This is a genomic window from Microbulbifer agarilyticus (assembly GCF_001999945.1).
Classification (GTDB): domain Bacteria; phylum Pseudomonadota; class Gammaproteobacteria; order Pseudomonadales; family Cellvibrionaceae; genus Microbulbifer; species Microbulbifer agarilyticus_A.
Genome location: NZ_CP019650.1, coordinates 1,722,442 through 1,747,259 on the forward strand (window position 1 = coordinate 1,722,442; position 24,818 = coordinate 1,747,259).

The following is a 24,818-nucleotide window of genomic DNA, read 5'->3' on the forward strand; positions in this document are numbered from 1 at the left end:
AAACAAATTCCTGACTTTATGAACGAATGGGTCAGATTTTGATCGGAATCCCTGTCTGACCACAATGTTTGCACCAAACCGGACAGTAGATATGGCAGAAATGGTATTCAAACACACGTTTGAATCTGGCTATACTTGGCGCGTCGACTGATTTCGGACAATGCGTCATTAAGTGGCAACACTGGTACCGCACGCTGTCTGCGGCGAGTCCAATCTCAGTCTTGCACAACCCGACCCCCGGACCGGTACATTGTCGGCAATGACACCGGGTCACCAATCAATGAGGTCAATAATGTTATTTAGTGGCAAAGCGCTATCCGTTCAGATGTTGGACAACGGCATCGCGGAACTGAAATTCGATCTGGAAGGCGAGTCCGTCAATAAGTTCAATCGTCTCACCGTATCGGAATTTTCCGACGCTCTGGACGCGATTGAGAAAGCGGGCGATATCAAAGGCCTGCTGCTGACCAGTGGCAAAAACGTATTTATCGTCGGTGCAGACATTACCGAGTTTGGCGGAGCTTTCTCCGCTGGCGCGGAAGGCATCGCCGAGCTGATGAACAAGAACAACGACAACATCAACCGACTGGAAGACCTCCCGTTCCCGACTGTGGTTGCCATTAATGGCTTCGCGCTCGGCGGTGGCTTCGAAGTCTGCCTGGGTTGTGACTACCGCGTGATGGGTGATAAGGCCAAAGTTGGCCTGCCCGAAGTGAAGCTGGGTCTGATCCCTGGCTGGGGCGGCACCGTGCGCTTGCCGCGCGTGGTTGGTGTTGACGTTGCGGCCGAGTGGATTGCTGCAGGTAAAGAGCAGCGTCCAGACGCGGCACTGACTGCACACGCCGTCGACGCTGTAGTTCCTTCTGACAAACTGCGCGGCGCTGCACTGAAACTGCTGGAGCGCGTTGCTGCGGGCGAGCTGGACTACCAGAAACGTCGTGAAATCAAGAAGTCCCCGATTCCGCTGAACGATACCGAAGCGCTGATGGCGTTCTTCACCACCAAGGCATTTGTTGGTCAGCAAGCGGGTCGCAACTACCCGTCTCCGGTTAACGCGGTTACCTCTATTGAGCAGGGCTACAAGCTCGACCGCGATGCGGCACTGAAAATCGAGCAGGAACAGTTTATTGCCAGCGCGCAGACCGAAACTGCGAAGTCTCTGGTAGGCCTGTTCCTGAAAGACCAGCTGGTTGGCAAGGTTGCCAAAGGCTGGGAAAAGAAAGCGGACAAGAAAATCGAGCGCGCTGCCGTACTGGGCGCGGGCATTATGGGTGGCGGTATCGCCTACCAATCTGCCTACAAAGGCACGCCGATTAAGATGAAGGATATCAATCAGGACGGCATCGACCTGGGTCTGAATGAGGCCAGCAAGCTGCTGTCGAAACTGGTTGATCGCGGTCGCATGACTGCGAGCAAAATGGGCGAGGTGCTGAACCGCATCGAGCCGACCCTGAGCTACGACGGTTTCGACGATATCGACGTGGTAGTTGAAGCGGTCGTGGAAAACCCCAAGGTCAAGCACGCTGTTCTGACTGAAGTGGAAGGCAAGGTTTCAAATGACACCGTCATTGCTTCCAACACTTCTACCATTTCTATCGACAGCCTGGCAGCGCCGCTGTCGCGCCCGGAAAACTTCCTGGGTATGCACTTCTTCAACCCGGTGCACAAAATGCCGCTGGTGGAAGTGATTCGCGGTGAGAAAACTTCCGAAAACGCTGTTGCCCGCGTTGTGGCCTACGCCAACAAGATGGGTAAAAAGGCGATTGTGGTGCGCGACTGCCCAGGATTCCTGGTAAACCGCGTGCTGTTCCCATACTTCGCCGGTTTCGCCATGCTGGTGCGCGATGGCGCTGACTTCCAGCAGGTTGACAAGGTGATGGAACGTTGGGGCTGGCCGATGGGCCCGGCTTACCTGATGGACGTGGTTGGCATCGATACCGGTGTACACGCCGAGCAGGTAATGGCGGAAGGTTTCCCTGAGCGTATGGGCAAGACCTTTACCGCAGCTTCCGATGTAATGTACGAAGCAGGGCGCTACGGCCAGAAGAATGGCAAAGGCTTCTATGTCTACGAGCAAGACAAGAAAGGCCGTCCGAAGAAAGTGGCTACCGAAGAGTCTTATGAGCTTCTGAAGCCACACGTGGCTGATCGTCGCGAGTTTGAAAACGACGAAATCATCGAGCGTATGATGGTGCCAATGGCGACCGAGCTGGCGCGCTGCCTGGAAGAGGGCATCGTGGATTCTCCGGCAGAAGCCGATATGGCGCTCATCTACGGTATCGGCTTCCCGCCATTCCGCGGTGGCGTGTTCGCTTGGCTGGACAGCATTGGCCTGGACAACTTCGTGAAAATGGCCGAGAAGTACAGCGACCTGGGTGCGCTGTATGAGCCGACCGAAGGCATGCGTGAAATGGCTGCCAGCGGCAAAACCTACTACGGCAACAAGTAAGGAGAGTATCCATGAGTCTGAATCCTAGAGATGCCGTAATCGTCGACTATGCGCGTACTGCCATGGGTCGATCCAAAAATGGCGTTTACCGCAATGTGCGTGCGGATGACATGTCTGCTGAACTGCTGAAGAAATTTCTGCAACGCAATGAAAAGCTGGATCCGAAAGAAATCGATGACCTGATCTGGGGCTGTGTCATGCAGCGTGACGAGCAGGGCTTCAACGTGGCGCGCTTTATTGCTCTGGCTGCTGGTCTGCCCCACACCGTTCCGGCGCAAACCGTGAACCGCCTGTGTGGGTCTTCCATGTCCTCTCTGCACACCGCCGCTGCCAATATTCAGGCGGGTGTAGGTGATGTCTATGTGGTCGGCGGTGTCGAGCACATGGGTCACCTGAATATGATGGAGCACGTGAGCCCGAACCCGATGCTGGGTCGCCATATGGCGAAGGCTGCAGGCTCCATGGGCATGACCGCTGAATACCTGGCCATGATGCACGGTATCCAGCGTCAGCAGATGGACGAGTTTGGTGCGCGCTCTCACCAGCACGCTGCCAAGGCCACTGAAGAGGGCAAGTTCAATCGCGAGATTATCGCAATTGAGGGCCACGACGCCGACGGTGTGCCGATTCTGGTAGAAACCGATCAGACCATCCGCCCGGAAACCACCGTTGAAGGTCTGGCGCAGCTGAAGCCGGCGTTCGATCCGAAGCACGGTCAGGTAACTGCGGGTACTTCCTCCCAGATTACCGACGGTGCTTCCGTGATGCTGGTGATGTCCGCCGAGCGTGCGCAGGCACTGGGTATGACCCCGGTCGCCAAGGTGCGCGAAATGGCGCTGGCTGGTGTGGATCCGTCCATCATGGGTTACGGCCCGGTACCTTCCACGCAGAACGCGCTGAAGCGCGCAGGTCTGACCATCGACGATATCGATAAGGTAGAGTTGAACGAAGCGTTTGCGGCGCAGGCGTTGCCGGTGCTGAAGGACCTCAACCTGCTGGATAAAATGGATGAGAAGGTCAACCTGTACGGTGGTGCTATCGCACTGGGTCACCCGTTCGGTTGTTCTGGTGTGCGTATCACCGGTACCCTGTTGTCCGTGATGCAAAATGAAGGCGGCGACCTTGGCGTTTCGACCATGTGTATTGGTCTGGGTCAGGGCATCACCACCATCGTAGAGCGCGTATAAGCCGCTCCGGCTTCCGTGCAAAAGATGGGGCGCCCATGGGCGCCCCATTTGTTTTTAACGCACTTATTGAAGCCCTGTGTCCTCTGTGGCACAATCTGCTCCCCTCGCTGGACGGCTAACCTGTTTTTTCTCAAAAAGGCAGGGAAATCAAAGAGTTATCCGCGAGTTTGGATTTGGGGACGTGGTGGAATTGGTAGACACGCCAGATTTAGGTTCTGGTGCCGCAAGGTGTGGGAGTTCAAGTCTCCCCGTCCCCACCAATTAAATATTTCGCAGTCCGTGTTTATTCGTTGCCCGCAGCGCGCATTTATGTCGTGTTTTGCAGGGTAGGGATGGTGGCACGGGCTGTTTGTATTTGGCGGCCGGATAAGATTCGGCGCAACGCTAAGCGCTGGTGCTGGTTGGACTTTTCCGTAGCCCGGCATTATGTGAAGAGAAGAGTCTCACGAGGATTAACATGCAGGTTTCCATCGAAACAACTTCCGGATTGGAGCGTCGCTTAACGGTAAATTTGCCGGCAGAAGTGGTGGATAAGGAAGTTGATAAGCGCCTTCAGCAAGCGGCAAAGACCGTGCGCATCAACGGCTTCCGTAAAGGCAAGGTGCCGATGAAGGTTGTGCGTCAGCGTTTTGGTGCCGGTGTTCGTCAAGAGGTGCTGGGTGAGGTAATGAGCCGTTCTTTCTACGACGCGGTTCAGAAGGAGCAGGTAAAGCCTGCCGGCCAGCCGAGCATTGAAGCCAAGAATGTCACCCCGGGTGAAAACCTGGAGTACGTAGCGACCTTCGAAGTTTACCCGGAGGTTGCTCTGACCGACCTGGCAGAAGTTGCTATTGAGCGTCCGACTGCTGAAGTGACTGACAAAGACGTCGACAACATGATCGACGTACTGCGCAAGCAGCAGTCCGGTTGGAAAGACACCAAGCGCAAGGCTCAGAAAGGTGATCGCGTTACCATCGACTTCGTTGGTCGCAAAGATGGCGAAGAGTTCGAAGGTGGCAAGGCTGAAGGCCAGCAGCTGGTTTTGGGTTCCGGCAGCATGATCCCGGGCTTCGAAGACGGCATTCTGGGCATGAAGCCGGGCGAAGAGAAAGAAGTGGAAGTGACCTTCCCGGAAGACTACCAGGCGGAAAACCTGAAAGGTGCCGACGCGGTGTTCACCATCAAGGTAACGGCTTCTGAAAAGCCTGAGCTGCCTGAGCTGAACGACGAATTTTTTGCTGGCTACGGCGTTGCCGAAGGTGGCGAAGAGAAGTTCCGCGAAGAAGTGCGCGGTAACATGGAGCGCGAGCTGAAGAACGCTGCACTGAACAAGGTCAAGACTCAGGTCATGGACCAGCTGTTTGAAAAGCATCAGGTAGAAATTCCTGCTGCACTGGTTGCCGGCGAAGTTCAGACTCTGCGCGGCCAGATGGTCCAGCAGTTTGGTGGTCAGATCAAGCCGGAAGACGCTGCGAATATGCTGCCGGACACTATGTTCGAAGATCAGGCGAAGCGTCGCGTTGTCCTCGGCCTGGTGGTTGGTGAGATCGTTAAGGAAAACAAGCTGTCTGTTGACGCGGACCGCGTAAAGGCAAAAGTTGAAGAACTGGCGTCTACTTACCAGCAGCCGGAAGAAGTGGTTGAGTACTACTTCAACAACCGCGAGCTGTTGGCTGGTGTTGAGTCTGTAGTCCTGGAAGATCAGGTTGTTGACTTCGTTCTGGATAAGGCGAAAGTTAGCGAAGTTGAAAGCAGCTACGACGACGTGATCAAGCCGCAAAAGCAAGCTTGATTCAGGCACGTATGCAGCTGAAAGCGGCCACCTTAGGGTGGCCGTTTTTGTTTGTGCGAGATGCCAAGAGTCAATCTGGCATTATCGACGCCGAGCAGTTAAGCTCAGGTTGAACAAATTTTTCAGAAGTGTGCTTTTTTTGAGCACATGCGTTCTGACCCGCCTAATACGCCGAAAAAGGAAGCATCGTATCCATGGCATATATTGACCGTCCTAGTAGTTCCCCTGACATTCTTGCCACCGGCGGCCTGGTGCCCATGGTGGTAGAGCAGACCGCCAGAGGTGAGCGTTCGTTTGATATTTATTCCCGTCTGCTGAAAGAGCGCGTGATCTTTCTGGTGGGGCCGGTAGAAGACCATATGGCAAACCTGGTCGTGGCCCAGCTGCTGTTCCTGGAAGCCGAAAACCCGGATAAAGATATCCATCTGTACATTAATTCACCAGGTGGGTCGGTGACTGCAGGCATGTCGATCTACGACACTATGCAATTCATCAAGCCTGATGTGAGCACCATGTGTATCGGACAGGCGTGCAGCATGGGTGCTTTCCTGCTGACCGCCGGTGCAGAAGGGAAGCGTTATGCCACACCAAACTCTCGTGTGATGATCCATCAGCCGAGTGGTGGCGCACAGGGGCAGGCTTCAGATATTCATATTCACGCCCAGGAAATCCTCAAGATCCGTGCGCGCCTGAACGAGCTTATGGCTCATCACACCGGCCGTACCGTGGCGGAGATTGAGCGTGACACAGATCGCGATCGCTTCCTCAGTGCGGACGAAGCCAAGGAGTACGGTCTGGTGGATGAAGTGTTGGCGCATCGCCAGGGCTTAGCCAAGTAATACCGATAAGCTATCTAGCACGCACTTATTCCCCAAATACACCCCGGGCAGGGGAGTGATGTTCCGCGACGACTGTGCGCTTTGTGCAGTTGTTGCGGCGTGTTGCGGAGCCTCGGCCCCGGGGGAGAACAAAAAAGCTTGAAAAACCTGCCAAAAGACCGCATCTTGATTACGAACCCCATTTGCCACCGCATTTTGGCTGGCTGTCAGAGCACGGAGTACTTAGATGACTGATAAGAACAGCGGAGAAGATAACGGCAAACTCCTTTACTGTTCCTTTTGTGGCAAGAGCCAGCAAGAAGTACGCAAACTGATTGCAGGGCCTTCTGTATACATCTGTGACGAGTGCGTTGAGCTCTGCACCGATATCATTCGAGAGGAAGTGCAGGAATCTGTCGAAGGTGACGATTCCCGTCTGCCTACACCTCAGGAAATTACCGAGATTCTTGACCAGTACGTGATTGGTCAGGCGCGCGCCAAAAAAGTACTGGCGGTCGCGGTATACAACCATTACAAGCGTTTGCGCACCAGCAAGGGCGTTAAAGGCAAAGATGATGTTGAATTGGGTAAATCCAACATCCTGCTGGTAGGTCCTACCGGTAGTGGTAAAACCCTGTTGGCGGAAACACTTGCCCGCCTGCTGAATGTGCCATTCACCATTGCGGACGCCACTACTCTCACCGAAGCCGGCTATGTGGGTGAAGATGTCGAAAACATCATTCAGAAGCTGCTGCAAAAATGTGATTACGATGTAGAAAAGGCCCAGCAGGGTATTGTTTACATCGATGAAATTGACAAGATTTCTCGCAAATCCGATAACCCCTCCATTACCCGGGATGTTTCCGGTGAGGGCGTGCAGCAAGCACTGTTGAAACTGATTGAGGGCACAGTTGCCTCGGTACCGCCTCAGGGTGGCCGCAAGCATCCGCAGCAGGAGTTCCTGCAGGTAGATACCTCTAATATCCTGTTTATCTGTGGTGGTGCTTTCGCTGGCCTGGATAAAGTTATCCGCGATCGCTCAGAAAAAGGCGGCATCGGTTTCTCGGCCGAGGTTAAATCCAAAGACAGCAACAGTAACTTCGGTGAAGTGTTGTTGGATCTGGAGCCGGAAGACTTGGTGCGTTACGGGTTGATCCCGGAGTTCGTTGGCCGGTTGCCGGTGACCGCGACGCTCGAGGAGCTTAACCGCGCTGCGCTTGTACAAATTCTAACCGAACCGCGCAACGCACTGACCAAGCAATACGGCAAGTTGTTCGATATGGAAGGGGTTGAGCTGGACTTCCGTCCGGATGCCTTGGACGCGGTAGCAACTAAAGCCATGGAGCGGAAGACCGGTGCACGTGGACTGCGTTCGATCATGGAGTCGGTACTGCTCGAAACCATGTACGACATCCCATCCATGGATAACGTCGCCAAAGTCGTAATCGACGAGGCCGTGATCAAAGGCGAGTCGGCCCCCTTGCTGGTATACGAGCAGGTGGAAGCCCAGAAAGCCGCGCCGGAAGAGTAAGTTTCTCCGCGCTGATCACTCTGCCTTTCGGCACAAAAAAAGCCCCAGTTTGGGGCTTTTTTTGTGCCTCCAAGTTGGCGCCCGATTCACGCAGCTACCGGCAGGGTCTGCAAGCGCTTTTCGCGGCTAGTTTTTCGGTGTTTGGATAATATTTGTTCTACGTCTGGGGCGTCATAGAGAACTTGGGTTTTATGCAACCATCGTCAAGTCGCCGAAATTAAACTAATTTTGCTGCGTGTGACGGGGTGGACTTGTTATTCTGGGCGACGCCCCCACCTTAGCTGTTGAACTGGCACAAGTCGTATCGAGCGTCCGCACTGGAGGCGACGCGACAGATACGTTGAGGCTGCCAATCTGGCGGCGCAGGCCGCCTGAAGGCCGAGAGGAGTTATATGGACCAGCCATCCGAGACCTTGAACGAATACCCCCTGCTGCCACTGCGAGATGTAGTGGTCTATCCGCATATGGTGATCCCGCTGTTTGTCGGCCGAGAGAAATCCATTGATGCGCTGGAAGACGCGATGCGCAGCGACAAGCAAGTGCTGCTCGTGGCGCAGCGCCAAGCGTCCGAAGACGACCCCGGTGCGGACGATGTGTATCGTGTGGGCACCGTGGCGAGCGTACTGCAATTGCTCAAACTACCCGATGGCACCGTAAAGGTGCTGGTAGAGGGTGGTCATCGAGTGAAAGTCGAGGAGATCCAGGAGGGCGAGGGTCATTACCGCGCCACTGTGTCCCCGATTGAATCGGAAGAGCTCTCCGAGGCGGAAGCGGAAGCGCTAGTGCGCTCTGCGATGTCGCAATTCGAGCAATACGTCAGCGTCAGCAAAAAAGTGCCGAATGAGGTGATGACCTCCCTGTCCGGAATCGATGAACCGGGCCGCTTGGCAGACACCATCGCGGCGCATATGTCGCTGGATCTGGCGCAAAAACAGGAATTGTTGGAAACCATCAGTGTTAAGCAGCGTCTTGAACATTTGCTGGGCTTGATGGATTCAGAAATCGACCTGATTCAGGTAGAGAAGCGTATTCGCGGTCGCGTGAAAAAGCAGATGGAGAAAAGCCAGCGCGAGTACTATCTGAATGAACAGATGAAGGCGATTCAAAAAGAGTTGGGCGAGATCACCGAAGAGCCTAACGAAATTGAAGAACTTGAGAAAAAAATTGCCGACTCCGGCATGTCTGCCGAAGCGGAAAAGAAAACCCGTGCGGAACTGGGCAAGCTGAAAATGATGTCGCCCATGTCTGCGGAAGCTTCCGTGTTGCGCAGCTATATCGACTGGATGTTGAGCGTGCCCTGGAAAAAAGCCAGTCGCGTGCGTCACGACCTGATAAAGGCGGAAGAGATTCTGAACAAGGATCACTACGGCCTTGAAGAAGTGAAAGAGCGTATTCTGGAATACCTTGCCGTGCAGAAGCGCGTGAAAAAGGTAAAGGGCCCAATTCTGTGTTTGGTTGGACCGCCCGGGGTAGGTAAAACCTCACTCGGTGAATCCATCGCCCGCGCGACCAACCGCAAGTATGTGCGTATGGCGCTTGGCGGTGTGCGCGACGAGGCGGAGATTCGAGGTCACCGCAGAACCTACATCGGCTCGCTGCCAGGTAAACTGATTCAGAAGATCTCCAAGGTAGCGGTGAAAAACCCACTGTTCCTGCTGGATGAAATCGACAAGATGGGTATGGATCACCGCGGCGATCCAGCATCTGCATTGCTCGAGGTTTTGGACCCGGAGCAGAACAAGTCTTTCAACGATCACTATCTGGAAGTGGACTACGATCTTTCCGATGTGATGTTCGTGTGTACGTCGAACTCGATGAATATTCCCGGGCCGTTGCTGGACCGAATGGAAGTGATTCGAATTCCCGGATACACCGAAGATGAAAAGTTGAATATTGCCCAGCGTTATCTGATCCCCAAGCAGCGTAAAAACGCTGGCCTCAAGCCCGAGGAGCTGGAGATCACCGATGAGGCTGTACGCGATGTGGTTCGCTATTACACCCGCGAAGCGGGTGTGCGTGGGCTGGATCGTGAAATGGCAAAAATCTGCCGTAAAGTTGTTACCGAGCATGTGCGCAAGTCCACCACTAATAAGGTGGTCATCAAACAGGATCAGCTGGAAGACCTGTTGGGTGTGCGCAAGTTTGATTACGGTCGCGCGGAAGAGGAAAACAAGATCGGTCAGGTCACCGGACTTGCCTGGACCGAAGTGGGTGGCGAACTGCTCACGATTGAATCCTCTGCAGTGCCCGGTAAAGGGCGCGTCATCAAGACTGGTTCCCTCGGTGATGTGATGCAGGAGTCGATTCAGGCGGCGCTCACCGTGGTGCGCGCGCGCGCTCAATCGCTGGGTATTGCACCCGACTTCCATGAAACGCGCGACATTCACATCCATGTTCCTGAGGGCGCTACGCCCAAAGACGGGCCTTCAGCGGGTATCGCAATGTGCACCGCTCTGGCGTCGGTACTGACCAATATTCCCGTTCGTGCCGATGTGGCAATGACCGGTGAAATTACTCTGCGCGGTGAAGTGCTGCGTATTGGTGGCCTGAAAGAAAAGCTATTGGCTGCACACCGTGGTGGTATCAAAACGGTACTGATCCCGGCGGACAACGAGCGTGACCTCAAGGATATTCCTGACAATATTCAACAGGACCTGGTAATCAAGCCGGTGAAGTGGATTGATCAGGTGTTTGAATACGCGCTGGAATCAGTGCCCAACGCACTGAGTGATGAAGAGTATTCCGCGTTACAGAAAAAGGCGGATGAGCGGTCCCAGCGTTCTGTCCAGACGCACTAATCGTTTGGCATGCTCTATCGATCATAACTCGACCTGACTTTTATCCTGCGACCTGCTGCTAAATGGAAAGTGGCAGGTCGTTTTGATGTGCAGTTTGTTGAAGTTTTGAACGATTTTATTGGTGTTGTGTATTTCCCGCTCGACAGTCGCTTCTCTGTTAAACAGGTGACAGTTACTTGCCGCTAAGTTTGCACAAAAAACCATTGAAACGTTGGTATCAAGTCGCTTAGAGTACGCCGCCGGGCGTTGCGGGCGGTTAAAAAATAAACTTGCCGCCCGTTGACTGAACAAGTGTGGCTTAAAAGTGTCAAACTGCCCGCAAAGCCGCATGGTTCCTTGACCCGCTAACAGGCAGTTGGTATAAAACGTGGCTTGTTGTGCTACGGGGGAACCGCAGTCGATTGGTAAATCCACTGCGAAAAATTACTTGATTGCACCTTGTTATTCAGGGTTGCAACAGACCTGACAAACACACCTGGAATTGAATTCTGGGAACTACTTCCAGATTCAGAATCTAGTTACATAGACCATTTAGACCTAGAAAAGAATAGAGGGATATAGCGTGAATAAGTCCGAACTGATTGAAGCCATTGCCGCGTCTGCTGACATTCCTAAGGCAGCTGCTGGCCGCGCTCTGGACGCCATGGTAGACAGCATTACCGACGCTCTGAAAAAAGGCGATCAGGTTGCTCTGGTTGGCTTTGGTACCTTCGCTGTTAAAGAGCGCGCTGCGCGCACTGGCCGCAACCCGCGCACCGGCGACCCGATTGAAATCGCCGCCGCTAAGATCCCGAACTTCAAAGCTGGTAAAGCTTTGAAAGACGCGGTGAACTAAGAAGCTTTGTAAAAAATGCTTCAAAGAGGCGTATCACATGGATGCGCCTTTTTTGTTTCTGAAAGATTGAAATCGTAATCAGGATCAACGGGATGTTTCCCTGATCAGCACCTAAAACTTTGTTTGTGCTGAAATAAGAATAACTATTGATCCGGTGGTGTACAGACAAGAGTTAATTTCGGAGCTGGATATGCTTCAGTCCATGCGTGACAACCTGAAGGGAACCGCTGCCATTATTGTTGCGGCGTTTTTCGGATTTATCATGGTGATTGGTGGAATCGATTTTTTCACCGGTGCCAGCGGTGGCTCTGCTAGTAAAGTGGCAGAGGTAAACGGCGAAAAGATTTCTCAGCTTGACCTGCAGCGTGCGATCCAGAATCGCCGTGCGATGATTGAAAACCAGTATGGCGACAATGTGCCAACTGACTTGCTGACCGATGAGCAACTGCGTGGCCCGGTGCTGCAGCAGCTCGTCAATAGTGCGGTTATGCGACAGGCTGCGCTCGATCGCGGTATGGCGATGAGTGTCGCCGCGGTAGATAAAGAAATCGTGCAGATGCCTGGTTTCCAGGTAAACGGCCAGTTTGACCAGCAAATGTATCGCGATGGCCTGCGCCGAATGGGATATAGCCCGACCGTTTTCCGCCAGTTGCTGGAACAGGAAATGGTGATGCAGCAGTTTATCGACAGTGTGTCGCAAACTGCATTCAGCACCCGTACCGATGCCGAGAATATCGTTGCCGTGTCGATGGAAGAGCGTGACTTTGATTACGTGACCCTGTCTGCGGCGCCTCTGCTCGAAGGTATTGTGGTTGCGGATGGTGAGGTGCAGACCTACTACGACGAAAATCAGTCTGCATTCCAGCGTCCTGAACAGGTTTCTGTTGAGTATATCGAGCTGACCCCTGAGTTGTTCGCGGCGAATATCGATATTTCAGATCAGGACGTGCGTGCGCAATACGATCAGGAAGTGAAGAACTTCCAGGCGAACATTCGTCGCCATGCGGCACATATTCTGGTTGAAGGCGATGACGAGGCTGCACAGGCGAAGGTAGCGGAAGTTCAGTCAAAGCTGGATGGTGGTGCGGAATTCGCAGCGCTGGCGAAAGAGTACTCCGATGACATCCTGTCTAGTGAAGACGGTGGTGATGTCGGTTTCACTTCCGGTGATGTTTTCCCGCAAGCGTTCGAAGAAGCTCTGGCTAAATTGCAGGTTGGTGAAGTTTCCGGCGCGGTAAAAACCGATGCTGGTACCCATTTCATCAAGCTGATTGAAGTTGCCGATGCAGAGCCGCCGACCTTTGAAGAGCGCAAGACTGCGATTGAAACGCGTATTCGTAACGCGGAAGCGGAGCGGGAGTTTGTTGATGCGTTAAGTCGTTTGGGTGACTTGGCGTACAACGCCGAGACGCTGGCGGCGCCAGCAGAAGAGCTGGGTGTAACCGTACAGTCTTCTCCTTTGTTTTCCCGCCTGGGCGGTCCAGGTATCGTTGGCGAGCGCCAGGTAATTACTGCAGCGTTTTCCCCTGAAGTTCTTGAAGACGGCAATACCTCGGACGTGTTGAATCTCAACGAAAACCACGCGGTTGTATTGCGTGTTGTTGAGCACAAGGCTGAAGGCGTGAAGCCGCTTGAAGAAGTGAAGGCGGATGTTGTACAGCGTCTCAAGCGCGACAAGGCGAGCGAGCAGCTGGCGAGCAAGGCCGAGCAGGTCGCGTCACAGGCTGGCGAGAGTGGTGGCCTGGCAGCGGTTGCAGAGTCTGAAGGTTTGACCCTTGAAACCAGCGATAAGACTCGCCGCGGTGGCTTTGGTGCCCGTGGTGAAGTGGTGAACAAGGTGTTTACTATGGCTGAGCCACGTCCGGGTGCCCGCACTCTGGATCAGTTCACCATGCCAAGTGGTGACGTTGTTGTTGTGCAGCTGCGCGATGTGCGCTCTGGCGATCTTACCCGTCAAAGCAAAGAGCAGCGTGATGCGCTGATGCAACAGTTGTCTTCTATGCTGGGTGGCGCGGAGCTGGCAGCGGTGCAGAAATATCTGCTAAGCAAGGCTGACGTTGAAGTGTTTAGTGAGACTCAGCAGTAACGGCTGATTGTTTCCGCAAATAAAAAAACCGGCGATTTTCGCCGGTTTTTTTATGCCTGCAATAAGCTAAAAGCAAAACGGCGATGCAGGGGTCGCCGTCGAGCAGTCTGGCTGGTTTAGCCGTTATTTGCGCTATCGACAAACAGTGTCAGGCGTTGACCCGGTTGCAGATAGCTGTTCTGGCTGATTTTGTTCCAGCGCACGATATCGCTGATATCGATACGAAACTTTTGCGCGATTCGATATAGCGAGTCGCCACTGCGGACTCGGTAAGACACTTTGCGGGTGGTGCGGCTGTTGCTCGAGCTGTTGCTTGTACCTTTTGCGTTGTACGCGACCAGCTTGCGCCCGGGACGCAAGGTGTCACCTGGAGCCATGTTGTTCCAGCTCGCCAGTGAGCGTACTTTGACGTTCAGGCTGCGGGCGATACCCCAAAGAGTGTCACCTGGGCGCACGGTGTAGCTGGTTTTGCGTCCCTTGCCGGAAGACTGGCGGCGCTTCACGCGCTGATCGATGGAATAAGCGTACTGGGCGTTGGGGCCGGAAGCGCTCGGAATCAGCAGGGTCTGGCCTGCACGGATTCTGCTGCCGCGCAGTTTGTTGGCCTGCTGAATCGCGGCGATCGTGGTTTCGTAGCGGCGCGCAATGACCGACAGCGAGTCGCCGTTGGCTACCCGGTAGTGCTGCCAGCTTACGCGCTGATCGGCAGGTAGCTTGTCCAGGGCTTCAACGAACCGTGTACTCTTTTCATGGGGAACCAGCAGTCGGTGATTGCCTTCGGGATCTGTCGCCCAGCGGTTATAGCCGGGGTTCAGCAGGTACAACTCTTCAATCTCCACACCAGCGAGATCTGCCGCCTGGGCGAGGTCAATCTGGCTGCCCACGTTTACTGCAGCGTAATAGGGTTCGTTACCCACATCGTGCAGCGGCACCTTGTAGTGGTTTGGGCGGGAGACCACTTCCGCTAGCGCCAGAAGTTGTGGCACGTAGCGGCGGGTTTCGCGAGGGAGCTTCAGATCCCAGAAACTGGTGCCCTTACCGGCGCGCGCATTGCGCTCGCGCGCGCGGCGTACAGTACCTTCGCCGGCGTTGTAGGCCGCGAGTACTAAAAGCCAATCGTTATCGAACTTGGCGGCCAGGTAGTTGAAGTACTCGGAGGCCGCGCGGGTGGACTCCACCACATCGCGGCGGCCGTCATACCACCAGTTCTGGTGCAAGCCAAAAGAGCGTCCGGTCGCGGGAATGAACTGCCACATCCCGGAGGCTTGTGCGTGGGAATAGGCGAAAGGATCGTAGGCGCTCTCGACGATGGGGAGTAGGGCAAATTCGAGCGGGATGTTTTCCTGCTCCAGTTGCTCGGCCACGTGGAAGATATAGCGGCGGGAGCGCTCGGTAACCCGGGCCATATAGCCCTGGTTAGAGGAAAAATATTTTACGTAGTCCTGGACCTTTGGGCGGTTTGTTTCGCGATCCAAGGTAAAACCCTGGCGGAGGCGGTGCCAAATGTCGTTATTGGCCAGTGCGGGTTCAGCGGCATTGAGAATATTCTCGCTGATGGCGCTGTCCATACTCGGCATGGAATCCACGCCGTCAGCCGGTTCAATCTGGGCGGTTTTCGCCGGGGTGGGTGCAGAGTCAATCTGGGTGCAGGCCCCTACCGCTGTTGCCAACAGCGCAACAGCAAACTTTTTATAAACCATTCTGGTATCCGAGGTCTGTAATTATCTCTTTGCTCTGCACCGAACTGGCCAGGAATCTTGGGCGGATGCTGCCAAGGCGTCGTTATTTTTGATGCCGGCAGGCCCTAGAAGAGGCGTCGTTGAATAATGCGCATGAGCTTTGTTGTGTAATTGTCTGATTCTAAAGAGGAGGGTGAGTCCTGGTCAATGCGATTTGGTCAAAAAACGTCCTTCTGTTGGCGCAAATTGGCGAAAATTTCGACAGGGTTCGCATTCTTCGGCAGACCTTTTGCCTGCGCCTGTAGGCGTATATCTGGATCGTCGGTGCGCAGGAACGGGTTAGTGGCGCGCTCCAGCTCAATGTTCGAGGGGAGGGTTGGCTCTCCGCGTGCGCGGATGGCTTCCGCATTCTGTTGGCGATCGCGCAGGCGTGAATTATTGGCGTCGACGGCGAGGGCAAATTCGAGGTTCGCCAGTGTGTACTCGTGGGCGCAGTAGACACGAGTGTCGCCCGGCAGCGCTGCCAGGCGTGACAGTGACTGATACATCTGGCTCGGCGTGCCCTCGAACAGTCGGCCGCAGCCGCCGGCAAACAGGGTGTCACCACAGAACAGGTGTATCGTTTCACCGTCCGTCAAAACCAGTGCGATATGGTCCAGGGTGTGGCCTGGCACCGCGAGCACCTCACAGGGCGCGCCCAGCAGGTTAAAGTGGTCGCCGTCACGCAGCGGGTGGGTGACTCCTTCAATAGTGGCGGGACCGTAAACGGGGCAGTTAAAAGCCGCAGTGAGCGCTGCGACGCCTCCGGTGTGGTCGAAATGGTGGTGGGTCAGCAGTATGCCGTTTAACGGCTTGCCTGCGAGTGCTGCCATGACAGGAGTCGCATCGCCGGGATCGACTACCCAGTGTTCGTCACTCTGTTGTAAGTGCCAGATATAGTTATCGTTAAATGCTGGGATGGGGCGGATTGTGATCATTAGCTGTCCCCGCTAACCTAAGGATGATTGGCGCAACATTAGCACAGCCTGCATGGTCATTTGTGCACTTGGTGAGATAGGGTATTCTGACTTCTGACCGAATATCCATGCCCGCCGTATGTGGGCCTCTGTGCTGATTGTCACAATATAGGAGCTGGAGATGACTAGGATGCCGGAAAATCCGGAAAAACATTCCCTGTTCTATCGCGGGAAAGCGCCTATTTCTCCGCTGGCAGATTCCTGTCCGGCGTTAAGTGACTGGTTCGACAGTGGTCTTGGCCGGGAAATTCTCACCCAGCAGCTGGCGCTGGTGCAGCCAGTAGTGGAGGGAATGTTCGGCTATCACCTGATGCAGGCGAGCGTGGCGCGACAAGTCGATTTCGCCGCGTGCAGTCGCATCAATCACCGGTTCAAATTGAGCCCCTGTGCGGAAGGACAGGGGGCGGCGCTGGTGGAATTTGAGCAGTTGCCGCTGCCGTCTGAGTCAATTGATGTGGCTGTGCTGCACCATCTGCTGGACTTCTCTCCTCAGCCCCATCAGGTGCTGAGAGAAGCTGCGCGGGTATTGATTCCCGGCGGGCATATGGTACTTATTGGATTCAATCCTTTCTCCCTGCTGGGGCTCGCGCGGTTGTTTGGCGGTTCCAGTCCCTACCAGCTGGGTAACCAGTTGCGCGCGGCGCGGATCGAGGATTGGATGAACCTGTTGGACCTGCAGTCCGGACAGGTGGAGCGCGGATTTTTCCGTATGCCGCTCAATCATGGGGACCTGCTCTCCAAGACTTCCTGGATGGAGCGGGTGGGTACGCGCTGGCACTTGCCGTGGGGCGGCTTTTACATCATAGTCGCGCGCAAAGAAGTGGCGCGGATGCGCACCATTAAGCTCAACTGGCGAGGCGAAAAGAAACCTGCCCTGAGCGCAGTGCCGAGCAGTCCACGGGTGGCTGCCCGGGGGCGCCACCACAAGCAAGGCCGCCACAATAAGTGACGAGCCCAAACAGGTTGTACCAGAGTGAAGCTGTACCAAAACGGAGTGCAGCTCCAATAATTTCATAATGAGAACGCATTGAAACAAGTCACCATTTATACCGATGGCGCTTGCCGGGGTAATCCCGGTCCGGGCGGTTGGGGCGTATTGCTGATGAGCGGTGACGCCGAAAAAGAGTTGTGCGGGGGTGAGTCTATGACCACCAATAATCGCATGGAGCTGATGGCCGCAATTCAGGCATTACAGGCGCTGAATCAGCACTGTCGCGTCGACCTGCATACGGACTCACAATATGTGCGTCAGGGCATTACCGGTTGGATTCACAACTGGAAAAAGAATGGTTGGAAAACCGCAAACAAAAAACCAGTGAAAAATGCCGACTTGTGGCAGGAGCTGGATAGCGCGATTGGCGAACACGACGTGCACTGGCACTGGGTGAAGGGGCACGCCGGTGACCCGGGCAATGAGCGGGCAGATGCGCTGGCGAACCGCGGAATTGACGAATTGGGGGCCTGTTAAAGCATGCGGCAAATTGTTCTGGATACCGAAACCACCGGTCTTGATCCCAAGTCAGGGCATCGCATTATTGAGATTGGTTGCGTAGAGCTGATCAACCGCAAATTGACCGGCCGTCACTACCACCAGTACATCAATCCCGAGCGCGAAGTCGACGATGGCGCAATTGAGGTGCACGGCATCACCAACGAGTTCCTCGTTGATAAGCCCATCTTCTCGCAGGTGGTCGACGAGTTTATGACCTTCTGTGATGGTGCCGAGTTGGTCATTCATAACGCACCATTTGACGTTGGGTTTATCGATGCAGAGCTAAAGCGCTTGAGGAGTCCTCGCTGGCAAAACGTTGCCGCACATTGCGGAGTGCTGGATACCCTGGCCCTGGCGCGAGAAAAGCATCCGGGTCAGAAGAACAATCTGGACGCCCTGTGTAAGCGTTACTTCGTGGATAATTCCCAGCGCGACCTTCACGGCGCTTTGCTGGATGCGGAGATCCTTGCCGACGTCTATCTGATTATGACTGGCGGCCAAACGGACCTGTTGGCCAGTAACGATGCGTCCGGTGATACGGATCAGAAGCAGGAGGCAAGTGCTTTGGAGGCGGGTGCTATTCGTCGTCTCAGCGGTGAGCGGGCGTCCCTCAATGTGGTGCGTGCAAATGAACAGGAGCTAGATGCGCACGCTGCGTTTCTGGCGATGCTGGAAAAATCCGGCGGAAAGCATTTCTGGTAGTTGAGTGCGTTGTGTTTGAATCGTATGCACGTATCAGCATGAAATAAAAAAGGGGCCAAGGGCCCCTTTTTTATTTCATGTGGTTTTGTTTCATATGGCTCGGCGAATACTCAGATCGCAAATACTACGCAGATCAGTGCGACCACAGTCAGCACGAGAGTGTAGGGCAGGGCCATCACCACCATGCGGCCGTAGGACAGGCGAATCAGTGGTGCCAGTGCGGAAGTCAGCAGGAACAGGAAGGCCGCCTGGCCATTGGGTGTGGCAACACTCGGCAGGTTAGTGCCGGTGTTAATCGCAATCGCCAGCTTGTCGAAATGTTCGCGGGTAATATCGCCGGCGAGCAACGCGTCCTTCACCTCATTAATGTAGACGGTCGCCACGAACACGTTGTCACTGATCATAGAGAGCACACCGTTGGCCAGGAATAGGGTGCCCGGCTGTTGCTCCGGTTCCAGGCTCAGCACAAAGTGGGTGATCGGCGCGAACAGGTGTTGTTGGTGAATCACCGCAACAATGGCGAAGAACACCACCAGTAACGCGGTGAAGGGGAGGGCTTCTTCAAACGCGTGGCCGATCCGCGGTTCCTGGATAACACCGTTAAAAGCGGTGAGCAGCACGATGATCATCAGCCCAATAATGCCTACTTCGGCCACATGAAAGGCTAGGGAAAGCACCAGAATTACCGCAACGATGCCCTGAACCCAGAGTTCGACCACGTCGCGCTGGGTGCGCTTCTGTTCCTGTTCGGTGGCGAAATTGGAAAGTACTTCGCGCACTGCGTCAGGCAGTTTGGCGCCGTAACCGAAGACTTTGGCTTTCTCCAGCAGGAAGCAGGTTGTCAGGCCAGCGGCGAACGCGGGAATGGTTACCGGGGCCATCTGCTGGAAAAACTGTACGAAGTCCCAGCCGGCTTTTTCTGCGATCAGCAGGTTTTGCGGTTCGCCTACCAGGGTGCATACACCACCCAGCGCAGTGCCAACGGCTCCGTGCATAATGAGGCTGCGCAAAAAGGCGCGGAACTGGTCCAGATCGGAACGGTGGTATTCAACCACGTGGTCGTCGTGGGAGTGGTCGTGATCCGAATGAGCTGGGCGATTGGAAGCTGTCTTGTGGTAAACCGCGTAGAAGCCCACCGCAACAGCGATCAGTACGGCGGTGACTGTCAGGGCATCCAGGAATGCGGACAACACTGCGGAAACACCGCAAAACAGCAGTGATAAAGTTGTCTTGGAACGAATGCCGACGAGGAGCTTGGTAAACACGTAAAGCAGCAGGCTCTTCATAAAGTAGATGCCGGCCACCATAAACATCAGCAGGAGAATAACCTGCAGGTTTTCTTTTACTTCGTGGTAGACCGCGTCGCTGCTGGTGAGGCCGAGCAGTACCGCTTCAATGGCGAGCAGGCCGCCGGGCTGAAGCGGGTAGCATTTGAGGGCCATGGCCAGAGTGAAGATAAATTCACCAATCAGAACCCAGCCGGCCACAAATGGGGAGGTGGCGTAGAGAAGGATTGGGTTCAGGATCAGGAACAGGGCGATGGTCAGCTTGTACCAGTCCGGCGCTTCCCCGAGGAAGTTGGCGGTAAATGCACGGGCCATGCCGCCACCCGCCGTGGGCAGAGTATCGTTTAGAGAGTTCATTTTTGTTACTTCCCTGGTCCTCTGAGTGCCCTTTCCCGCGGTCGCCGGGATTTCGGCGGGGGAAAGTACCGATTTCGACCCCAAAAATCAATTGGTTTTACCTGCTGTGACCCGGTTTAGACTATGCGTCCGCTATTTTGTCGATTGATCGGTGGAAATGAATTGATTTAATCTGGAAACTTCTACGGTTGTGTACAAGTGAGCCAGTTTCCGGGGGTTGGGCTACGGCCTGGGGAAGCTGGGGTAAAAATAATGAAAATTGCAGTGGTGTAGGCAATGAGTGGATTGCGTGAAATCAATCTGACTTCCATCAGTCTGGTCAAAGACGAGCTGGTTGCGAGTATTGAGGGGGCTACTGGCCATCTGGACCAGTTCGCGGTAGATCTGGCGGATAAGGTAGCGCTGGAAAAGTGTATCCAGGGGCTTCGCCAGGTGACCGGTGTATTGCAAATGGTCCAGCTGAGCGCGGCGGAGCTGCTTGCCCAGGAAATGCTGAGTGCGATGGGGGATCTGCTTCAGGACCGCCAGCAATCTCCGCAGGACCTGTTGGAGAGCTTGGGGACCGCGTTTTACGTGCTAACCCGCTACCTCGACTTCGTGCAGAGCCGTGCAGCACCCCGCCCGGAGCTGTTGGTTCCCTATATCAACAGTCTTCGACTGGCTCGTGCTCAGGCACCGGTGCCCGAAAGTCATTTCCTGCGTTGCCGCCTGGACGCCACCGTCCCGGGTGCGGTTTCTTCGGCAGTGATGTCCGAGGACCTGAAAACCTTTGTGCGACGCTTCCGCCATATGTATCAGGTTGGATTGCTGGCGCTGCTCAAGGGCAAGCCCCGCGGTCCGGCCTACACCATGATGGCCCGCGCACTTCAGCGTATTGCCAGCGTTTGCGCTGGCCGCCCCAACGGCAAGTTGTGGTCGGTTGCGGGTGCAGCGTTTGCCGCCATGGCAAGCCGCGAGATGCTGGTGAACCGTCAACGGGTTATGGTTTTCAGCATGCTCGACCGTCGACTGCGCAACATCTGCCGCGACGGTGACACCGTGCTGGATCAACCTGCACCACCGGTACTGATCAAAGAGTGTCTCTACTGGCTGGCCCTGGCTGGGCCGTCGGGGCAGGGCGAAAAGCTGCTTCAGGTATTCAGCGTGCGCCCGTTGGACTATCGCGAGCCTGAACTGGAGCGCGATCGGGCGAGTCTGGGAGGGCCGGGCGCTACGGCCATTGCCGCTGTTGCCAACGCGCTGGAGGAGGAGCTTTCCGGTGTGCGCCGCCTGCTGGATGATGCCGAAATGGTCGGTGTGATTGCAGGCGACGATGAAGGTGGTCTTGTAGATACCCTGCGGCGTATTTCTAACACCCTGATCATGCTGAACTTCCGCCGAATTGGTGAAAATTTGGGCGGCTCACTCAGTGCCTATCAGAATTGTGCCCAGGTTGGTGGGCGAGCGGCGGACAACGCATTGCAACAGTTGACCAATCAGATCCTGGCCGTGGACAGCACCATTCGTTCTATGCGCCAGCGCTCCACTATCGAGCTGGATGAGAGCGGTCAGGCAGACGTTGAGCTCGAACGCAGTCAGCTGGAAGACGCTGAGCTGGCGGTGCTGAAGGAAGCCGAGGCAGGGCTCGCATTGATTAAGCGTGCGCTGGGGTCCTATGCGGAATCCGACTATGACCATGGCCACATTCGCAACGTATCCACCACGCTGAACAGTGTGCGTGGAGGCTTGGTGGTCTTGAGCTTGAGCCGTGCGGCGGCGGTGGTTGAGCGATTGGCGCACTTTGTCGACGCGGTGATCGATCAGGCCAATACCGCTCCGGCGGTTGAGCAGTCGCTGGAAACGTTTGCCGACGCGATTATTAGCCTGGAGTACTACCTGAACGAAGTGAAAATGCACCGTCAGGTGGATATGCAGTCTCTGGATTTGGCGGTAGAGAGCCTGGAGGCTCTGGGTTATCCGGTTGAGGTTGCCTGAGACGAGTCTCTGGTGCAGTCTTGCCTAAATGACCTGAGTTCAGAGTCTGTCTGATGCCTGACTTCAATCCTGCGGCGACTGTATTACCGCACCCCGAGTTCCACTGGCACATAGTGGTTTCCAATGGTGAAGTCCTCTGCGGTGAGCGGGGGCCTTTGCACTCCATATTGCCCATTAGCCTGTCTGCCGGTGAGCTGGCGACCCATTATCTGGGTGATTGGGCGGGCAAACCCTGTGCGGTGCACCACCTGCCGTTGCGCCTGGCATTGCCCGGTTGCGAGTGGCGCGGTTTGCGCGCGCTGCTGGGGGCCGTCGAAGAATCCCAGTTTCTATTACTGGGGCGCGCCATGCAGGTAGCAAGCTGGGATCTGGATCATCGCTTCTGTGGTCGCTGTGGGCTGCAGACCAGCTACCACGCCAAAGACCGCGCACGGGTCTGCGAGCACTGTAACTTCTCTGTATATCCCCGAATTTCACCTTGTGTCATTATGCTGCTGATACGTGGTGACGAGTGCCTGTTGGCCCGCCACGCCCGTCATCGCCACGCGCTGTATACCGCATTAGCCGGCTTTATCGAGCCCGGCGAGAGCGCTGAGCAGGCGGTGGTTCGGGAGGCTGAAGAAGAGGTGGGGTTGGCAGTTGGCCTGGAGCCCGGACAATTGCGCTATGTGGGCAGCCAGCCCTGGCCGTTTCCCGGGCAGCTGATGATCGGCTACCTCGCTGAGGTCACCGGCGGCGAGCTGCGCCCTGACCAGGATGAGATCGCCGAAGCCCGCTGGTTTCATCGGTCGGAAATTCCGCAGGCCATTCCGCCGGTGGAAACGTTGTCGGGTCAACTGATAAGGACGTTTGTGGAGATGCGTTAGCTTGCGGCTTGGATCGCGGGTTATCACCCAGATTAGAGAACAAACATAATGTATATCGCTATTACTTTTACTATTGCGTTTTTTGCCCTGCTGCTTGTTTTTTGGGGCGGCAAGGTATTGTTGCGTGGCAACTGGCTGTTGGGCTTCCTGCGTGGGTCCGTGGGGTTGCTGTTGCTGGGCGGAGCACTACTGATTGTGCTGCTCGCGCTGGATGTCTATAGCTACCGTAATCTCGGGGATGAGCACAGCGTGGGCACCGTCTCGTTCGAGCGCCTTGGGAAGCAGCATTTCCTGGTCAAGTTTTCTGATGAAGATGGAATATCGCAGGAGTTTGAGCTGTACGGTGATCAGTGGCAGCTGGATGCGCGTATGCTGAAATGGAAGGGCGTGCTGGCGCGCTCGGGTATTGAGCCTGCTTATCGTTTGGATCGTTTGAGTGGCCGCTATTTGACTCTGCAAGATGAACGTAATAAGGAGCGCTCCGTACATGCGCTTGATTCGAGCAACCACGGCGTAGACCTGTGGAAGTTTCTGCGTGAAATGGATACTCGTGTTCCGGTGGTAGACGCGGTATATGGCAGTGCCACCTTCCTACCTATGCAAGATGGCGCGGTATATGAAGTGCGTATCAGCCACTCCGGTTTATTGGCGCGTCCGCTGAACCAGCAGGCGCAGTCAGCGTTGAATGAGTGGCAATAGTTAATTTTGTAAGTATTTTTTTGACCACAGTAATTGGGGGTTGAGTGGAATTTCTCAGTGAATACGGATTGTTTTTGGCCAAGGTGGTGACCATCGTGGTCGCACTTTTGGTGGTGATTGGTTTTATCGTGGCCAATCGCGCACATATGAAGGATCGTCAGCCTGGCCATGTTGCAGTGACACGCCTCAACGATCGTTACGAGGATATGAAAGAGACATTGCTGGAAGCGGTAATGTCTGAAGCGGATTACGCTGAGCGCAGGAAACAGCACGAAAAAGACAAAAAGGCCGAAGCAAAGGCGCTGGCGAAAAAACGCAAGGCAGAGTTAAAGGCGGATGCCAAGGCCCGTAAAGAGCACGATAAACACCCTGATACCGAAGCCTCTCGCGAAGCGCCGCTGCCAGAGCAGGCAGAGGCTGACGCCGAAACCGGTGCGGATCCTGTAGAAGGGGAGGTGGTGTCTGCCGGTGAAGCGGATGAACCTGTGGAGCGCAAGCGCTTGTTTGTGGTGCACTTCGACGGCGATATCAAAGCCAGTGCACTGTCTAATTTGCGCGAAGAGATTACGGCAATTTTGCAGGTTGCGAGCAAAGAAGATGAGGTTGTCGTTTGCCTGGAAAGCCCCGGCGGTATGGTGGCGAATTATGGTCTGGCCGCCAGTCAATTGGCGCGTGTACGCAGCGCCAGCGTGAAGCTTACCATTGTGGTCGACAAGGTGGCGGCCAGCGGCGGCTATATGATGGCCTGTGTGGCTGACCGTATTCTTGCTGCACCATTCGCTATGCTTGGGTCGATCGGCGTTGTGGCGCAATTGCCAAACTTCCATCGTTTGTTGCAGCGAAACGATGTGGATTTTGAATTGTTTACCGCAGGTGAGTACAAGCGCACCGTGACTATGTTCGGGGAAAATACCCCAGAAGGGAAAGAAAAATTCCAGAGCGACCTGGAAGAAATCCATACCTTGTTCCAGCACTTCGTTCACGAATATCGCCCGCAGCTGGATATTAATAAAGTTGCTACGGGCGAAGTCTGGTTTGGTCAGAAAGCTCTGGACCTGGCGCTGGTGGATGAACTGAAAACCTCCGATGAATATCTCACCTCACGAGCGGCCAATGCTGACCTGTATCAGGTGGAATACAAGGAGCGGCAGAATATTGCCAAGAAAATGGGAATCGCCGCGCAATTGGGTGTTGAGAGCGCGGCGACACGCCTGTTTTCGCGCTTGGCTGCATGGCGGCACCACGCTCAGTAACTTTGCGCGAAAATAGGCA

At 55.1% G+C, this 24,818-nt stretch carries 18 protein-coding genes and 1 tRNA gene; 16 read left to right on the forward strand and 3 right to left on the reverse strand.

Features of this window, described 5'->3' with window-relative positions; genetic code table 11:
* Nucleotides 1-292: 292 nt before the first annotated feature.
* The 9 genes from fadB (at nt 293) to Mag101_RS06890 (ending at nt 13,475) form a co-directional block, all read left to right on the forward strand.
* Complete coding sequence (gene fadB, locus Mag101_RS06845; RefSeq protein ID WP_077402613.1) at nt 293-2,449, forward strand: fatty acid oxidation complex subunit alpha FadB; 2,157 nt, start codon at nt 293-295, stop codon at nt 2,447-2,449.
* 11 nt (nt 2,450-2,460) lie between these two features.
* Nucleotides 2,461-3,636 carry an acetyl-CoA C-acyltransferase FadA gene (fadA, locus tag Mag101_RS06850; protein ID WP_010132868.1) on the forward strand — a complete coding sequence of 392 codons (1,176 nt, stop codon included), beginning with the start codon at nt 2,461-2,463 and terminating at the stop codon, nt 3,634-3,636.
* A gap of 175 nt (nt 3,637-3,811) precedes the next feature.
* A tRNA-Leu gene (locus Mag101_RS06855) sits at nt 3,812-3,896 on the forward strand.
* A 197-nt stretch (nt 3,897-4,093) separates the two neighbouring features.
* Nucleotides 4,094-5,407 (forward strand): trigger factor, encoded by a 1,314-nt coding sequence (tig, locus tag Mag101_RS06860; RefSeq protein ID WP_077402616.1) that lies wholly within the window; start codon nt 4,094-4,096, stop codon nt 5,405-5,407.
* A 194-nt stretch (nt 5,408-5,601) separates the two neighbouring features.
* Entirely contained in the window at nt 5,602-6,246 is a 645-nt protein-coding gene (gene clpP, locus Mag101_RS06865; protein ID WP_077402619.1) for an ATP-dependent Clp endopeptidase proteolytic subunit ClpP, read from the forward strand.
* Nucleotides 6,247-6,472: 226 nt separating this feature from the next.
* The gene (gene clpX / locus Mag101_RS06870; protein WP_077402622.1) at nt 6,473-7,756 is read left to right on the forward strand and encodes an ATP-dependent Clp protease ATP-binding subunit ClpX; all 1,284 of its coding nucleotides are present in this window, start codon (nt 6,473-6,475) and stop codon (nt 7,754-7,756) included.
* A gap of 392 nt (nt 7,757-8,148) precedes the next feature.
* The gene (gene lon, locus Mag101_RS06875; RefSeq protein WP_077402625.1) at nt 8,149-10,554 is read left to right on the forward strand and encodes an endopeptidase La; all 2,406 of its coding nucleotides are present in this window, start codon (nt 8,149-8,151) and stop codon (nt 10,552-10,554) included.
* A 562-nt stretch (nt 10,555-11,116) separates the two neighbouring features.
* On the forward strand, nt 11,117-11,389 hold the full coding sequence (locus tag Mag101_RS06885; RefSeq protein ID WP_010132873.1) for an HU family DNA-binding protein: 273 nt from the start codon (nt 11,117-11,119) through the stop codon (nt 11,387-11,389).
* Between the two features lie 190 nt (nt 11,390-11,579).
* A complete protein-coding gene (locus tag Mag101_RS06890; RefSeq protein WP_198040120.1) occupies nt 11,580-13,475 on the forward strand; it encodes a SurA N-terminal domain-containing protein in 1,896 nt (631 codons plus the stop codon).
* A 116-nt stretch (nt 13,476-13,591) separates the two neighbouring features.
* Here the strand turns inward: Mag101_RS06890 and Mag101_RS06895 are convergent, their stop codons facing one another.
* Together Mag101_RS06895 and gloB are read right to left on the reverse strand one after the other, a co-directional pair.
* Complete coding sequence (locus tag Mag101_RS06895; protein WP_077402635.1) at nt 13,592-15,175, reverse strand: LysM peptidoglycan-binding domain-containing protein; 1,584 nt, start codon at nt 15,173-15,175, stop codon at nt 13,592-13,594.
* Nucleotides 15,176-15,372: 197 nt separating this feature from the next.
* On the reverse strand, nt 15,373-16,131 hold the full coding sequence (gene gloB / locus Mag101_RS06900; protein ID WP_077402638.1) for a hydroxyacylglutathione hydrolase: 759 nt from the start codon (nt 16,129-16,131) through the stop codon (nt 15,373-15,375).
* Between the two features lie 160 nt (nt 16,132-16,291).
* Here gloB and Mag101_RS06905 point away from each other — a divergent pair, with 160 nt between their 5' ends.
* The 3 genes from Mag101_RS06905 (at nt 16,292) to dnaQ (ending at nt 18,364) form a co-directional block, all read left to right on the forward strand.
* Nucleotides 16,292-17,119 carry a class I SAM-dependent methyltransferase gene (locus Mag101_RS06905; protein ID WP_232325169.1) on the forward strand — a complete coding sequence of 276 codons (828 nt, stop codon included), beginning with the start codon at nt 16,292-16,294 and terminating at the stop codon, nt 17,117-17,119.
* A 78-nt stretch (nt 17,120-17,197) separates the two neighbouring features.
* Entirely contained in the window at nt 17,198-17,638 is a 441-nt protein-coding gene (gene rnhA, locus Mag101_RS06910; protein ID WP_077402645.1) for a ribonuclease HI, read from the forward strand.
* Nucleotides 17,639-17,641: 3 nt separating this feature from the next.
* Nucleotides 17,642-18,364: a DNA polymerase III subunit epsilon gene (gene dnaQ / locus Mag101_RS06915; RefSeq protein WP_077402648.1), complete on the forward strand. Its 723-nt coding sequence runs from the start codon at nt 17,642-17,644 to the stop codon at nt 18,362-18,364.
* Nucleotides 18,365-18,474: 110 nt separating this feature from the next.
* Here the strand turns inward: dnaQ and nhaB are convergent, their stop codons facing one another.
* On the reverse strand, nt 18,475-20,007 hold the full coding sequence (gene nhaB, locus Mag101_RS06920) for a sodium/proton antiporter NhaB (RefSeq protein WP_077402651.1): 1,533 nt from the start codon (nt 20,005-20,007) through the stop codon (nt 18,475-18,477).
* Between the two features lie 276 nt (nt 20,008-20,283).
* On the opposite strand from nhaB, the gene Mag101_RS06925 reads away from it, so the two are divergent.
* The 4 genes from Mag101_RS06925 to sohB are packed head-to-tail and all read left to right on the forward strand — an operon-like array spanning nt 20,284 to nt 24,799.
* Complete coding sequence (locus tag Mag101_RS06925) at nt 20,284-21,981, forward strand: hypothetical protein (protein ID WP_077402654.1); 1,698 nt, start codon at nt 20,284-20,286, stop codon at nt 21,979-21,981.
* A 53-nt stretch (nt 21,982-22,034) separates the two neighbouring features.
* Nucleotides 22,035-22,847: an NAD(+) diphosphatase gene (gene nudC, locus Mag101_RS06930; protein WP_077402657.1), complete on the forward strand. Its 813-nt coding sequence runs from the start codon at nt 22,035-22,037 to the stop codon at nt 22,845-22,847.
* A 48-nt stretch (nt 22,848-22,895) separates the two neighbouring features.
* Nucleotides 22,896-23,546 carry a cation/multidrug efflux pump gene (locus Mag101_RS06935; protein WP_077402660.1) on the forward strand — a complete coding sequence of 217 codons (651 nt, stop codon included), beginning with the start codon at nt 22,896-22,898 and terminating at the stop codon, nt 23,544-23,546.
* 44 nt (nt 23,547-23,590) lie between these two features.
* Nucleotides 23,591-24,799 (forward strand): protease SohB, encoded by a 1,209-nt coding sequence (gene sohB / locus Mag101_RS06940; RefSeq protein WP_077402663.1) that lies wholly within the window; start codon nt 23,591-23,593, stop codon nt 24,797-24,799.
* The last annotated feature ends 19 nt before the right edge of the window (nt 24,800-24,818 follow it).